This window comes from Sodalis sp. RH20, assembly GCF_047324205.1.
Classification (GTDB): domain Bacteria; phylum Pseudomonadota; class Gammaproteobacteria; order Enterobacterales; family Enterobacteriaceae; genus Acerihabitans.
This window is the reverse complement of sequence record NZ_CP178733.1, coordinates 3251504-3264729: the sequence shown is the minus strand read 5'-3', so window position 1 is coordinate 3264729 and position 13226 is coordinate 3251504. Positions and strand designations below refer to the sequence as shown.

Annotated in this window: 13 protein-coding genes; 1 reads left to right on the top strand and 12 read right to left on the bottom strand. The window is 59.6% G+C overall.

Annotation, left to right across the window (positions count from 1 at the left end; genetic code table 11):
• Nucleotides 1-3 precede the first annotated feature (3 nt).
• The 9 genes from rlpA to leuS form a co-directional block, all read right to left on the bottom strand.
• The gene (gene rlpA / locus ACL2XM_RS15095) at nucleotides 4-1221 is read right to left on the bottom strand and encodes an endolytic peptidoglycan transglycosylase RlpA (protein WP_413731175.1); all 1218 of its coding nucleotides are present in this window, start codon (nucleotides 1219-1221) and stop codon (nucleotides 4-6) included.
• Between the two features lie 9 nt (nucleotides 1222-1230).
• Entirely contained in the window at nucleotides 1231-2343 is a 1113-nt protein-coding gene (mrdB, locus tag ACL2XM_RS15090; protein WP_410016101.1) for a peptidoglycan glycosyltransferase MrdB, read from the bottom strand.
• Between the two features lie 2 nt (nucleotides 2344-2345).
• Nucleotides 2346-4250 (bottom strand): peptidoglycan DD-transpeptidase MrdA, encoded by a 1905-nt coding sequence (mrdA, locus tag ACL2XM_RS15085; RefSeq protein WP_410016100.1) that lies wholly within the window; start codon nucleotides 4248-4250, stop codon nucleotides 2346-2348.
• A gap of 37 nt (nucleotides 4251-4287) precedes the next feature.
• A complete protein-coding gene (gene rlmH, locus ACL2XM_RS15080; RefSeq protein WP_410016099.1) occupies nucleotides 4288-4758 on the bottom strand; it encodes a 23S rRNA (pseudouridine(1915)-N(3))-methyltransferase RlmH in 471 nt (156 codons plus the stop codon).
• A 3-nt stretch (nucleotides 4759-4761) separates the two neighbouring features.
• Entirely contained in the window at nucleotides 4762-5079 is a 318-nt protein-coding gene (gene rsfS / locus ACL2XM_RS15075; protein WP_410016098.1) for a ribosome silencing factor, read from the bottom strand.
• Nucleotides 5080-5276: 197 nt separating this feature from the next.
• Entirely contained in the window at nucleotides 5277-5966 is a 690-nt protein-coding gene (gene nadD / locus ACL2XM_RS15070; RefSeq protein ID WP_410016097.1) for a nicotinate-nucleotide adenylyltransferase, read from the bottom strand.
• Nucleotides 5959-6990 (bottom strand): DNA polymerase III subunit delta, encoded by a 1032-nt coding sequence (gene holA, locus ACL2XM_RS15065; RefSeq protein ID WP_410016096.1) that lies wholly within the window; start codon nucleotides 6988-6990, stop codon nucleotides 5959-5961. Before holA ends, nadD begins: the two co-directional genes overlap by 8 nt.
• On the bottom strand, nucleotides 6987-7640 hold the full coding sequence (gene lptE / locus ACL2XM_RS15060; protein WP_413722292.1) for an LPS assembly lipoprotein LptE: 654 nt from the start codon (nucleotides 7638-7640) through the stop codon (nucleotides 6987-6989). The genes holA and lptE overlap by 4 nt, the downstream gene beginning before the upstream one ends.
• 14 nt (nucleotides 7641-7654) lie before the next feature.
• Nucleotides 7655-10237, bottom strand: coding sequence for a leucine--tRNA ligase (gene leuS / locus ACL2XM_RS15055; RefSeq protein WP_413731174.1), 2583 nt, complete (start codon nucleotides 10235-10237; stop codon nucleotides 7655-7657).
• Between the two features lie 291 nt (nucleotides 10238-10528).
• On the opposite strand from leuS, the gene ACL2XM_RS15050 reads away from it, so the two are divergent.
• Nucleotides 10529-11008, top strand: a complete 480-nt coding sequence (locus tag ACL2XM_RS15050) for a zinc ribbon-containing protein (RefSeq protein ID WP_413722293.1) — start codon at nucleotides 10529-10531, stop codon at nucleotides 11006-11008.
• A gap of 44 nt (nucleotides 11009-11052) precedes the next feature.
• Here the strand turns inward: ACL2XM_RS15050 and ACL2XM_RS15045 are convergent, their stop codons facing one another.
• Genes ACL2XM_RS15045 through ACL2XM_RS15035 form a run of 3 tightly spaced genes read right to left on the bottom strand, consistent with a single transcriptional unit; the run spans nucleotide 11053 to nucleotide 13192 of the window.
• The gene (locus ACL2XM_RS15045) at nucleotides 11053-11778 is read right to left on the bottom strand and encodes an amino acid ABC transporter ATP-binding protein (RefSeq protein ID WP_410016092.1); all 726 of its coding nucleotides are present in this window, start codon (nucleotides 11776-11778) and stop codon (nucleotides 11053-11055) included.
• Nucleotides 11778-12452 carry a glutamate/aspartate ABC transporter permease GltK gene (gene gltK / locus ACL2XM_RS15040; RefSeq protein WP_410016600.1) on the bottom strand — a complete coding sequence of 225 codons (675 nt, stop codon included), beginning with the start codon at nucleotides 12450-12452 and terminating at the stop codon, nucleotides 11778-11780. The genes ACL2XM_RS15045 and gltK overlap by 1 nt, the downstream gene beginning before the upstream one ends.
• Nucleotides 12452-13192, bottom strand: a complete 741-nt coding sequence (locus ACL2XM_RS15035) for an amino acid ABC transporter permease (protein WP_410016091.1) — start codon at nucleotides 13190-13192, stop codon at nucleotides 12452-12454. Before ACL2XM_RS15035 ends, gltK begins: the two co-directional genes overlap by 1 nt.
• Nucleotides 13193-13226 lie beyond the last annotated feature (34 nt).

The window sequence follows — 13226 nt, the reverse complement described above, 5'->3', positions numbered from 1 at the left end:
CGGCTATTCCGTCGCCGTAGTGATAAACGATTGCTGCTGCGCTTCGCTGACCAGGCGCTGCTGCAACCCGGCGGCCTGCTGCCGGGAGCTGAACGGCCCCAGTTGCACACGGTACAGCGCGCCGTTGGCGGTGACCTTGCCCGGCACGCCGAATTTCTGGCTCAGGCTTTGCTGCCAACTGATTGCGCGCTGGCGGTCGCCAATAGCGCCGACCTGGATCACGTAGCGGCCGGAAGACGCGGCCGGCGACGCCACCGGCGCGACGACGGCCGTGGTATGCGTCGTGGCGCCCGCTGAAACGGGCGGCGGCTGCGTGACGTACGGCGGGGCGACGACGGGCGTGCTATGTGTCGAGGCGCCCGCGGAATAGGATGACGGCTGCGACGCCACCGGCGCGGCGACGGTGGGTTCGGGCTGGCTGGATTCAATCACGCCGGGCGGCAGTGCCGACGGGGCGCCGAGAAAACCGCCACCGCCGCCACCGCCGGCGGCTACCGGGGCGCCGGTGGCGTCATCGTCCGCCGGCGCGTTTGCCGGCACCGGATCGGCAACCGGGCGGACCGCGCCGCTATCGGCTTCGGGCGCGGACGATTGCATGACCGGGGTACCCATCGCGCCGGTGCCCAGATCGGGCCGCGGCGGCAGCGCGTAGTTCTGTTTAGCCACCACGGTGCCGACGGTGCCGGGCCCGGACAGCGTGCCGTCCGGCGCAACCTGGATAAAGTCCACGCGTACCTTGCTGTTATTGGAGATGTTCAGCCGATCGCCCGCCGCGCGCGACAAATCGATAATGCGGCCGGGCGTGTAGGGACCCCGGTCGTTGACCCGCACCACCAGCTGGCGGCCGTTGCTGATATTGGTCACCCGCACATAGCTTGGGATGGGCAGGGTCGGATGCGCGGCGGTCAGGGCGCCGGCATCGAACTGTTCGCCGGTGGCGGTGACGTTGCTGCCGCTGGATTCCGCGTCATACCAGGCGGCCAGGCCGGTTTCGCTGTAATTCTGCGGGTTTTTGATAATATGGTAAGTCTTGCCGTTGACGTCATAGTCCTGGTTGGTGGCCGGGTTATACGGCTCATAGCGCGGCTCCACGCCGCTTATCTCCACCACCGGCCCGTTGTAGGCCGCGGCGGGCGCCTGCTGCTGCTGCGTCGTCTCTGTCGAGCTACAGGCCGTGAGCAATAACCCCATCACGCCGATCCAGTGCCATTCCTTCCGCATTGCTCACCTCTATAAGTTTTTAGACAACATTTTCCGATGAGTATGTATCGACATGACGATACCAAACCCCGCCATCAGCACGATTAATGCCGAGCCGCCGTAGCTCACCAGCGGCAGCGGAACGCCGACCACCGGTAAGATACCACTTACCATGCCGATATTCACGAATACATAAACGAACAAAATCAGCATCAAACCCCCGGCCATCACCCGGCCGAAGGTGGTCTGCGCCTTGGCGGCGATCACCAGCCCGCGCATGATTACGCACAGGTATAACGCTAAAAGCACCAGAACGCCAATCAGTCCCAGTTCCTCGCCCAATACGGCGAAAATAAAATCGGTATGGCGCTCCGGCAGGAATTCCAGCTGGGACTGCGTGCCGTGCAGCCAGCCCTTGCCGCTCAGCCCGCCGGAGCCAATGGCGATTTTGGACTGGATAATATGGTAACCGGCGCCCAGCGGGTCGGTTTCCGGATCGAGCAGCATCATGACGCGATCGCGCTGGTAGTCATGCATCAGGAAGAACCACAGGATCGGAATAAAGGCCGCCACCAGCAGCGCCGCCACCCCGATCAGCTTCCAGCTCATGCCGGACAGGAACAGCACGAACAGCCCCGAGGCGGCGATAAGGATGGCGGTGCCGAGGTCGGGCTGCGCCGCCACCAGCAGCGTGGGCAGGAATATCAGCACCAGCGCGATGGCGGTATTTTTCAGCGAAGGCGGACAGCTGTCGCGGTTGATAAAGCGCGCCACCATCAGCGGCACCGCGATCTTGGCGATTTCCGAGGGCTGGAAACGCACAAATCCCAAATCCAGCCAGCGCTGGGCGCCTTTACTGATCTGGCCGAAGGCGTCCACCGCCACCAGCAGGATCACGCTGATAATGTAAAGGTATGGCGCCCAGGCCTCATAGACCCGGGGCGGCACCTGCGCCAATACCAGCATCACGAGCAGGCCCATGAAAATCTGGCCGATTTTGCGCTCCATCATGCCGACATCCTGGCCGCTGGCGCTCCACATGACCATGGCGCTGTACGCCAGCAACAGCGTGATCAGGAATAGAAAAGGCACATCGATATGGAGCTTATTCCAGAACGCCCCGTTTTGCTGGTTATCGGTCATGGCTAATCACCTTCAGTGCCGGGCGGAGCAGGCTGCTCGGCCGGTAAATCCGTCGTATTGTCGCCCAGCATGATATGGTCCAGAATCTGGCGGGTAATGGTGCCCACCGCCGGACCGATACCGCCGTTCTCCAGGATCACCACCACCGCCACTGTCGGCTTGTCATAGGGGGCGAACGCGGTCATCAGCTTATGATCGCGCAGATGCTCGGCGATCTTGTGGGCGTTATACACTTCGTTGGCCTTCAGGCCATACACCTGCGCGGTACCCGATTTGGCGGCTATTTTATACGGCGCGTCGGCAAAGCTTTTGCGCGCGGTGCCGTTGGGCCGGTTGGCGACGCCGTACATGCCGTCCTTGGCCACTTCCCAATAACCGGAATGCGGGTCGCCGATCTGGGTATGTTCCGGCTGCTTATAGGGGACCAGCTGGCCGTTTTCCCGGGTACTGTACAGCAAATGCGGGATGCGCACCGCGCCGTCGTTAATCAGCGACATCAGGGCCTTGGACATTTGCACCGGCGTGGCGGTCCAGTACCCCTGGCCGATGCCGACCGGGATGGTATCGCCCAGGTACCAGGGCTTCTTAAAGCGTTTCAGTTTCCATTCACGGGTCGGCATCACGCCGGAGCGCTCCTCGGACAGGTCGATGCCGGTATAGGAGCCGTAGCCGAACTTCGACATCCACTCCGATAGCCGGTCGATGCCCAAATCATAGGCCACCTGGTAGAAAAAGGTATCCGCCGATTCCTCCAGCGCCTTGGTGACGTTAAGCCGGCCGTGCCCCCATTTTTTCCAGTCGCGATAGCGTTTATCCGAGCCGGGCAATTGCCACCAGCCCGGATCAAATAGGGAGTAGCTGCGGTTAATGGTGCCCAGGGTCAGGGCGGAGACCGCGATATAGGGCTTGACGGTGGAGGCCGGCGGGTAGACCCCCTGGGTGGCGCGGTTGATCAGCGGACGGTTTTCATCCTGCAGCAGGTTGCGGTAATCCTTGCTGGTGATGCCGTCGACAAACAGGTTGGGATCGTAGCTGGGATTGGATACCAGCGCGCGGATGCCGCCGTCGCGCGGGTCGGCCACCACGACCGCCGCGCGGCTGCCCGCCAGCAGTTTTTCAATATAGGTTTGCAGGTGCAGGTCCAGGGTCAGGTAGATATCCTTCCCGGCCTGGGGCGGCTGTTCATGCAATTGGCGGATAACCCGGCCGCGGTTGTTGACTTCCACCTCTTCGTAACCGGTCTTGCCGTGCAGCGTATTCTCGTAAAAGCGCTCGATGCCCAGCTTGCCGATATCGTTGGTGGCGGCATAGTTGGCCAGGATGCCGTCCTTGTCCAGCCGTTCCACATCTTTATCATTGATTTTGGAAACATAGCCGATGACATGGGTCAGCGCCGAGCCGTAAGGATAATAGCGCCGCTGGTAGCCTTTGACTTCCACGCCCGGAAAATTAAACTGGTTTACCGCAAAGCGCGCCTGCTGCACCTCGGTCAGGCCGACTTTCAGCGGCAGGGAGGTAAAGCGGTGGGAACGGCTGCGCTCTTTTTTGAAATTGGCGATATCGTCGTCGGTCAGATCGACGATCGGCCTGAGCGCATCAATGGTCCCCTGCAGGTCATCCATTTTTTCCGGCATCAGCTCCAACTGATAAATGGTACGGTTCAGCGCCAGCGGGATGCCGTTGCGATCGTAAATGATGCCGCGGCTGGGGGCGATAGGCACCAGCTTGATGCGGTTTTCATTGGAGCGGGTGCGGTAGTCTTCAAAACGGGTGATTTGCAGGTGATAGAGATTGGCGATCAATATCCCGCTTAACGCCAGGATACCGAGAAATGCCACCAGCGCCCGGCGGACAAACAGTGCCGACTCAGCTGAATAGTCGCGAAAGGGGTTATGATCTATTTTCATTCCGCGGGGTTATTTCACTCTATACATCTTCACCGGTTTATTCCCGGTGATATGGATGGTTGGTGGTAATGCTCCAGGCACGATACAGGCTCTCCGCGACTAACACCCGAACTAACGGATGAGGCAAGGTTAACGGCGATAACGACCAGCTTTGCTCCGCGGCCGCCTTGCACGCCGGCGCCAGCCCCTCGGGACCGCCGATCAGCAGGCTGACGTCACGGCCGTCCTGTTTCCAGCGTTCCAGTTGTTGCGCCAGCAGCGGCGTTTCCCACGGGACGCCCGGGATATCCAGCGTCACGATGCGGTTTCCTTTGCCCACGGCCGCCAGCATCAGTTCGCCTTCTTTTTCCAGGATGCGGCCGATATCCGCATTCTTGCCCCGCTTGCCGGCCGGAATTTCATTCAGCTCGAACGGCATGTCCTTGGGGAAGCGGCGCATGTAATCGGTAAAACCGGTTTGTACCCAATCCGGCATTTTGGTGCCTACCGCGATCAGCTGGAGTCTCACCGGTCAGCTCCAGAGCTTTTCCAGTTCATAAAGACTGCGGCTTTCCGCCTGCATGACATGGACAATCACGTCGCCCAGGTCGACCACGATCCAATCGGCGACCTTTTCGCCTTCGACGCCCAGGGGCATCAGGCCGGCGGTGCGGGACTCCTGTACGACATGATCGGCAATGGACATCACGTGACGGCTGGACGTGCCCGTGCAGATCACCATACAGTCGGTAATACTGGATTTACCGCGTACGTCGATGGAAATAATATCCTGGCCTTTCAAATCATCAATTTTATCAATGACGAAATCTTTGAGCGTGTTACCTTGCAAAGGTTCCCCCTTCGGTGTGCTTTGCATGCGTTGTCGCGATGGACACCGCAAATGTAGAGGTTGGCTGCCTGGCGGATATGCCAGAACTGACTGACCGGGATCTTACGGCCGGGACCGGCACGCCATAGGCGGCGGGCGGGAGAAAGCCTAAGCTTCAGCCGAAGAATTAAGCCGCGCAGTATAGCATGGGCCGCTCACTAGCGATATAAGCCCTGTTCATCAATATAACGTTGCACCGATGGCGAGAGCATATCGTTACAGCGCAATCCGGCGTGGCGGCGTTCGCGAATCAATGAGGCGGAAATCGACAGCTCCGGCGTCGGCGCCAGATAGATAAGCCCGGCGGCCTGCCGGTGCAATCGGCTGATATCCTCGGTTAACCGGGACTCGAGCCAGGCTTGCAATGCCGGTGTCGCCATCTTACCGCCATATCCCGGCCGGGCGCAAACCAGCAGATGACAGGTATCGAGCAGTTCGAGGCCCCGGTGCCATTGCGGCAGGGTCAGCAGGGAATCCTGGCCGATGATAAAACCCAGCGGCGCGTCGGCGCCGCGCTCGCGGCGCAGGGTTTCGAAGGTTTCCACCGTCCAGGACGGATTGTCGCGCCGCAGCTCGCGGTCGTCGATATCAAACAGCGAGCCTGCGGTGTCGGCTATCGCCAACTGTACCATGGTCAGGCGCTGCTGCGCGCTGGCCTCAGGCTGCGGGCGGTGGGGCGGCACGTTATTGGGCAGCAGGGTGATGCGCTCAAGACCCACCAGCCTGGCGAGCGCGATGGCCGGTTTGATATGGCCGTAATGAATCGGGTCAAAAGTGCCGCCGAAAATAGCGGTCAGTCGTCCGGCCTGCGCTGCGGCGCGGGGCGTGGTGTCGGCGATATCAGACATTTATCAGGGTCTCGGGCAGTGATTTGCCGCACAGCAGCAGGGAAAGGGCTTCCAGATCGGTCCAGACCGGATAGCCGTAATCCTGCTTCAGGGCGATTTCCATACTGGCCATCAGGCCGACCGCCTGATGCAGCTGGCGGGATGACAGGCGCTGCAGTGCCTGGGTCAGCAGCGCCCGGCGATTTTGCCAGACTTTATGCTGATCAAACAGGGCGCGCAGCGGCATGCGTTGCATATCACGATGCAATGCCAGCAGCGTTAATACCTCCCGTTGCAGGCTGCGCAATAGGATTACCGGCTCGCTGGCTTCCTGGCGTAACTGCCGCAGGATGTGCGCCGCCCGTTTGCTCTTGCCGCCCAACAGCGCGTCCACCCAATGGAAGGGGGTAAAATGCGCCGCGTCGTTAACCGCCGTTTCCACCCGCGGCAGGGTAAGGCTGCCGTCGGGATAGACCAGCGATAAACGCTCCAGGGCCTGAGACAGCGCCAGCAGGTTGCCTTCATAGCAGTAGCACAGTAGCTGGCTGGCCGCATCGTCCAGCGTCAGGTTCATGGTTTTGGCGCGCGTCGCCACCCAGCGGGGCAACTGCGCCTGCTCGGGCGTGGCGCACGTGATGAATACCGCATCCTTGCTCAGCGCCTTGAACCAGGCGCTGTTTTCCTGCGCGCGCGTCAGGCGGGCGCCGCGCAGCATCAGTAACAAATCCGGGTGGAGCAGGGTGGAAAGCAGTAATAATTTTTCGCCGATAGGAGCGCTGGCGCCGTTTTCCGGCAGGATTAACAGCAGGGTCTGGCGGCTGGCGAACAGGCTCATCGCCTGGCAAAGACTGAAAATGTCATCCCAGTCGGTGGCGGCGTCGAGCGTAATGCTGAAATGCTCACTGAACTGATGCGATTGCGCCTGGCGGCGAATCGCATCCTGACTTTCCTGCAGCAGCAACGGATCGTTCCCGAACAGCAAATAGCAGGGGCGCAGCGTTTCCTTCAGCTGCGCGCCCAGCTGTTCCGGGTAAAGCCTGATCATTGCTCTTCCGTGGCCGAGGTCGGCGTTTGAATGACTTCAATGCCCGCGGCGCCGTCCGTGTTGGTAGCGGTGGTTCCCTTGGCGCCGGTGACGGCATTGGCCCGCGCCGTTTTTTGCAGCGTGGCGTCCACGGCGTCGTTGGCTTCAACCGCGGCATGGACCGCCAGCAGTTTGCGCACTAACTGCTGCGCCGCCTGTTCACGCAGTTCCTGGCGGATAATGTCGTTTTCATTGTCCTTGGCAAGCGCGGTGAGCGGGTTGTCAAAGAACGAACGGAATACCCGGATGCGGATGGGGAAAATATCCTTACCCGGCGTCAGCACCTGGGCCTCCACCTCAAGCACCAGCTGGTATTCGGCGGCTTTACCATCCTGGAACACCGATACCGTAGAACGGTCTTCCATCGAGCTGGTAAGGCGCAACGACGGCAGGGTTTTGGCCCGCGGATCCTTGTCCTTGACGATGGTGACGTCGCTGAGCCGCAACTGGGCGCGTACGGCCCGGGTCAGCGGTCCGTAGGGATCGTAGCTGCTAAAGGTTAAGGTCTTTAATTCATTTGGCACTTTTGTGGTGCCGCGCAGATGAAAACCGCAGCCCGCGGTAACCAGCACCGCGAGCCCCAGCAACAACGCTATAGTACGATGTCGCACAACGCCTCCTTGTCTTAACCCACAACCAGGTTAAGCAGTTTGCCAGGCACGTAAATCACTTTACGCACCGTGAACCCTTCCAGGTGTTTCGCCACCAGGTGTTCCTGGACGGCGCGTTCACGCACCAGCGCTTCGTCGGCGTCGGCGGGAACGGTAATTCTTCCGCGCAGTTTACCATTGACCTGGATAACCACCAGCTTCGCTTCCTCTACCATAGCCGTTTCATCGGCAACCGGCCATGGGGCGCTGTCAATATCGCCTTCGCCGCCAAGCGCCTGCCACAGCGCAAAGCTGGCGTGAGGGGTAAACGGATACAGCATGCGCACCACCGCCAGCAGCGATTCCTGCAGCAGGGCGCGATCCTGCGCGGTGTCCTGCGGCGCCCGCGCCAGCTTGTTCATCAGTTCCATAATAGCGGCGATGGCGGTATTGAACGTCTGGCGGCGGCCGATATCGTCGTTGACCTTGGCAATGGTTTTATGCAGTTCGCGGCGCAAATATTTCTGCGCCTCGTCAAGGGCGGCCACATCCAGCCGGCCGGCGGCGCCAAGCTGCGTATGATCGTAGACCAGTTTCCACACGCGCTTCAAAAAGCGGTTGGCCCCTTCGACGCCGGACTCTTGCCATTCCAGCGTCATTTCCGCCGGCGAGGCGAACATCATAAACAAACGCACGGTATCGGCGCCGTATTTTTCCACCATGATCTGGGGATCGATGCCGTTGTTTTTCGATTTGGACATCTTGCTCATGCCGGCATAGACCAGCTCGCGGCCATCCTTATCGGTGGCTTTGACGATACGGCCTTTTTCATCGCGTTCCACCTCGACATCCGCCGGCGAGATCCAGATCTGTTCGCCGCCGCTACCCAGGTAATAGAACGCGTCCGCCAGCACCATGCCCTGGCACAGCAGGCGTTTGGCCGGTTCGTCGGAACTCACCAGGCCGGCGTCGCGCAGCAGCTTATGATAAAAGCGGAAATACATCAGATGCATGATGGCATGCTCGATGCCGCCGACATATTGATCCACCGGCAGCCAGTAATTGGCGGCGGCGGGGTCCAGCATGCCGCTGTCGAAGTGCGGGCAGGTATAACGCGCGTAGTACCAGCTCGATTCCATAAAAGTATCGAAGGTATCGGTTTCGCGCAGCGCCGGCCGGCCGTTGACGGTGGTTTTCGCCCATTCGGGGTCGGCTTTTATCGGACTGGATATCCCGTCCATGACCACATCTTCCGGTAGCAGCACCGGCAGCTGATCGTCCGGGGTCGGGATGACGGTGCCGTCTTCCAGGGTGACCATCGGAATAGGCGCGCCCCAGTAGCGCTGGCGCGAAACGCCCCAGTCGCGCAGGCGGTAATTGACTTTACGCTCGCCGACGCCGGCCGCCACCAGCTTATCGGCGACGGCGTTAAAGCCCGCGGTATGGTCGAGACCGTCGAATTCGCCGGAATTGAACAGCACGCCTTTTTCAGTCATGGCCTGCTGGCTTAAATCCGGCTCGGCGCCGCCGGCGTCCAGGATCACCGCTTTAATCGGCAAGTGGTATTTCGTGGCGAATTCCCAGTCGCGCTGATCGTGGCCGGGCACCGCCATGACCGCGCCGGTGCCGTATTCCATCAGGACAAAGTTGGCCACCCATACCGGCACGGATTCGCCGCTTAGCGGATGAATGGCGAACAGGCCGGTCGCCATGCCTTTTTTCTCCATGGTCGCCATGTCGGCTTCGGCCACTTTGGTATTGCGGCATTCGGCGATGAAGTCGGCCAGAGCCGGGTTGGCGGCCGCGGCCGCCAGCGACAGCGGATGCCCGGCGGCGACGGCCAGGTAGGTCACGCCCATAAAGGTATCGGGACGGGTGGTGTAGACCGACAGCGTTTCCTCGCTGTGCGCCACCTGGAAGCGGATTTCCACCCCTTCGGAGCGGCCGATCCAGTTGCGCTGCATGGTTTTCACCTGCTCGGGCCAGCTTTCCAGGTTGTCCAGGCCATACAGCAGCTCATCGGCGTAGGCGGTGATTTTCACGAACCACTGCGGTATTTCCTTACGTTCGACCTTGGTGCCGCAGCGCCAGCAGCCGCCGTCGATCACCTGCTCGTTGGCCAACACCGTCTGGTCATGGGGACACCAGTTGACCGCCGAGGTCTTTTTATAGACCAGGCCCTTTTCGTACAGGCGGGCAAAGAACCACTGCTCCCAGCGATAATATTCCGGCCGGCAGGTGGTGACCTCCCGGTCCCAGTCATAACCGAAGCCCAGCAGTTTTAGCTGGGTTTTCATATACGCGATATTGTCGTAGGTCCAGGGCGCCGGCGCCGTATTGTTCTTGACCGCCGCGCCTTCCGCCGGCAGGCCGAAGGCGTCCCAGCCGATGGGCTGCAGCACGTTCTTGCCCTGCATGCGCTGATAACGCGCGATAACATCGCCAATGGTGTAGTTGCGCACATGGCCCATATGCAGGCGGCCGGAGGGATAGGGCAGCATGGAAAGACAGTAATATTTTTCCTTGCCCGTATCCTCGGTAACCTTGAAGGTGTGGTGTTCATGCCAGTGAAGCTGGACGTGGGATTCTATCTCTTCCGGGCGATATTGCTCTTGCATGGCAGCCAGTGGTCCTATAGTGAAAATACAGCTACGCTCGCGTTGTCTACCGAGCGTTGATAACAAAAGATCCGCATAGCATAGCTGATAAGCAACGGCGGCAACAACACCCAGCGCCGCCCGGATGCGTATTTCTGCCACATAAGCCCGGATCCGGCCGAATTATTGCGTTGCGCCATGCTTTATACCGAATGAGTTTACCGTTATAGGCTAAAATTATCAGCATGATACCAATTTAGTCCCGGCCAGAAGGCCATTTCGGGTGATACTGGCGGAAATCAGGAGAAGACGATGGATAAGGTGGCGCAATATTACCGCGAATTGCTGGCCTCGCTGAGTCAACAGCTTGAGCAGGGCGAAAGGAATATCGATACGCTGGTCGAGGATGCGCGCCTGCGTTTGCAGGCCACCGGCGATTTGACGCCGGCGGAAGTGGAGAACGTTACCCGGGCGGTGCGCCGCGATCTGGAAGAGTTCGCCCGCAGCTATGATGAGAGCCGCACGCAGGATGACGACAGCGTGTTTACGCGGGTTATCAAGGAGAGCCTGTGGCAGGAACTGGCGGACATCACCGATAAAACCCAGCTGGAGTGGCAGGAAGTGTTTAAAGACGTCAGCCATCACGGCGTCTACAACAGCGGGGAAGTGGTGGGGCTGGGCAACCTGGTGTGCGAACGTTGCCATCATTCGCTGGCGTTTTACACGCCGGAAACGTTGCCGCTTTGCCCGGAATGCGGGTTTGATCAGTTCCACCGCCGTCCGTTCCAATAGCGGCGCGGCCTGCCCGCAGCATGGCGACAGGCCGCCGCGGGCGGCTAGTGCAGTATTTTCGCCAGGAAGTCGCGGGCGCGATCGGTTTGCGGATGCTGGAAGAACGCTTCTTTGTGCGTATCCTCGACGATTTTACCTTCGTCCATAAAAATCACCCGGTTGGCCACTTTGCGGGCAAAGCCCATTTCATGGGTCACCACCATCATGGTCATGCCTTCCTGCGCCAGCTCCACCATCACGTCCAGCACTTCATTGATCATTTCCGGGTCCAGCGCCGACGTCGGCTCGTCAAACAGCATCGCCACCGGATCCATGCACAGGGCGCGGGCAATGGCCACCCGCTGCTGCTGGCCGCCGGAAAGCTGGCCGGGGAATTTATTGGCCTGCACGGACAATCCCACCCGCTCCAGGAGTTTCAGGCCTTTTTCGCGCGCGGCGTCCTTGTTGCGCTTCAGCACCTTCACCTGCGCCAGGGTAAGATTGTCGATGATCGACAGGTGCGGAAACAGTTCAAAATGCTGGAACACCATGCCCACCTTGGCGCGCAGTTGGGCCAGGTTGGTGCGCTTATCGTTGACGGCGATATCGTTGACCATAATCTGGCCGCGCTGGATTGGCTCCAGCCCGTTGACGGTTTTGATCAGCGTCGATTTACCCGACCCGGACGGACCGCAGACCACGACGACCTCGCCGGTTTGCACTTCGGTTGAGCAATCGTTCAGAACCTGAAAATGACCGTACCATTTAGAAATATTTTTCAGGGAAATCATCAAACCGTCCTTTTCTTCAAATAATTCACCAGCAGGGAAGCGCTGAGGCTGATTACAAAATAAACCGCGCCGGCAAACAGGATCATTTCCACCTGCGTGCCGTCGCGCTCGCCCACCGACGACGCGGTGCGGAAAAAGTCCGCCAGGCTTAGCACATACACCAGCGACGTATCCTGGAACAGGACAATGCCCTGGGTCAGCAGCAGCGGCACCATGGCGCGAAACGCCTGGGGCAGCACCACCAATTGCATGGACTGCCAGGGCGTCATGCCCAGCGCCAGCGCCGCGGAGGCCTGGCCGCGTGAAATACTGATAATGCCGGCGCGGATAATCTCCGAGTAATAGGCGGCTTCAAACAGCGAAAAGGCCACCATGGCTGAAATCAGCCGGATATCGGTTTGCGGCGACAGTCCCAGCACCTTTTGCAAAAAGCTCGGCACAACGAGATAAAACCACAACAGCACCATCAACAGCGGTACCGATCGAAACAGATTAACGTAAAGTTTGGCGAACCAGCTGACTGGCCACAGCGGCGACAGGCGCATGACCGCCAGCACGGTGCCCCAGATAATGCCGAAGAACACGGCGGTAAAGGTGATTTTCAGCGTCAGCGCCATGCCCTGCAGCATATACGGCAGGCTGGGGACGATGGTACTCCAGTCAAATTGGTACATCATTTACCTCCTATATGACCGGGCAGACGTACTTTTTTCTCCACCAGATGCATGGCAAACATGATCACCGCGTTAATAATCAGGTAGCCGAGGGTTATCGCGGTAAAAGACTCGTACGCATGGGCGGAATAATCCAGCAGTTTACCCGCCTGCGCCGCCATATCCACCAGACCGATGGTGGAGGCCACGGCGGAGTTTTTCACCAGGTTAAGCATTTCCGAGGTCATCGGCGGCACAATCACGCGATAAGCGTTCGGCAGCAGCACGTAACGATAGGTTTGCGGCAGGGTCAGGCCCATCGCCAGCCCGGCGGCCATCTGTCCGGAGGCCAGCGACTGGATGCCGGCGCGTACCTGTTCGCACACGCGGGCGGCGGTAAACAATCCCAGGCACACCATGGAGGAGACAAAAAACTGGACATTCGGGTCCAGGCCCGACTTAAACCACGTGCCGATATTGACCGGCAACAGCTCGGGAACCACCAGATACCAAATGAAGAACTGCACGATCAAAGGAATGTTACGGAATAACTCGACGTAACAGGTTCCTAAAGCGGAAAGAAAACGATTTGGAACGGTACGCAGGATGCCGAACAGCGAACCGACCAGCAACGCGATAATCCAGGCGCAAAACGAGACGGCGATGGTGACTTTAAATCCCGCCCACAGCCAGCCGAGGTAGGTGGTGTTGCCAAAAGGGGCCGCTTCAAAAAAAATGCCCCAGTTCCAATCTATTGACATAAAAAACTCCGGTAAAAAAGGGTAGCACCGCTAC

Bases quoted from the DNA above. Each gene is read 5' to 3' on its own strand.
- rlpA (WP_413731175.1), bottom strand. From the start codon at position 1,221: ATGCGGAAGGAATGGCACTGGATCGGCGTGATGGGGTTATTGCTCACG.
- holA (WP_410016096.1), bottom strand. From the start codon at position 6,990: ATGATCAGGCTTTACCCGGAACAGCTGGGCGCGCAGCTGAAGGAAACG.
- mrdB (WP_410016101.1), bottom strand. From the start codon at position 2,343: ATGACCGATAACCAGCAAAACGGGGCGTTCTGGAATAAGCTCCATATC.
- gltK (WP_410016600.1), bottom strand. From the start codon at position 12,452: ATGTACCAATTTGACTGGAGTACCATCGTCCCCAGCCTGCCGTATATG.
- nadD (WP_410016097.1), bottom strand. From the start codon at position 5,966: ATGTCTGATATCGCCGACACCACGCCCCGCGCCGCAGCGCAGGCCGGA.
- mrdA (WP_410016100.1), bottom strand. From the start codon at position 4,250: ATGAAAATAGATCATAACCCCTTTCGCGACTATTCAGCTGAGTCGGCA.
- ACL2XM_RS15045 (WP_410016092.1), bottom strand. From the start codon at position 11,778: ATGATTTCCCTGAAAAATATTTCTAAATGGTACGGTCATTTTCAGGTT.
- ACL2XM_RS15050 (WP_413722293.1), top strand. From the start codon at position 10,529: ATGGATAAGGTGGCGCAATATTACCGCGAATTGCTGGCCTCGCTGAGT.
- leuS (WP_413731174.1), bottom strand. From the start codon at position 10,237: ATGCAAGAGCAATATCGCCCGGAAGAGATAGAATCCCACGTCCAGCTT.
- ACL2XM_RS15035 (WP_410016091.1), bottom strand. From the start codon at position 13,192: ATGTCAATAGATTGGAACTGGGGCATTTTTTTTGAAGCGGCCCCTTTT.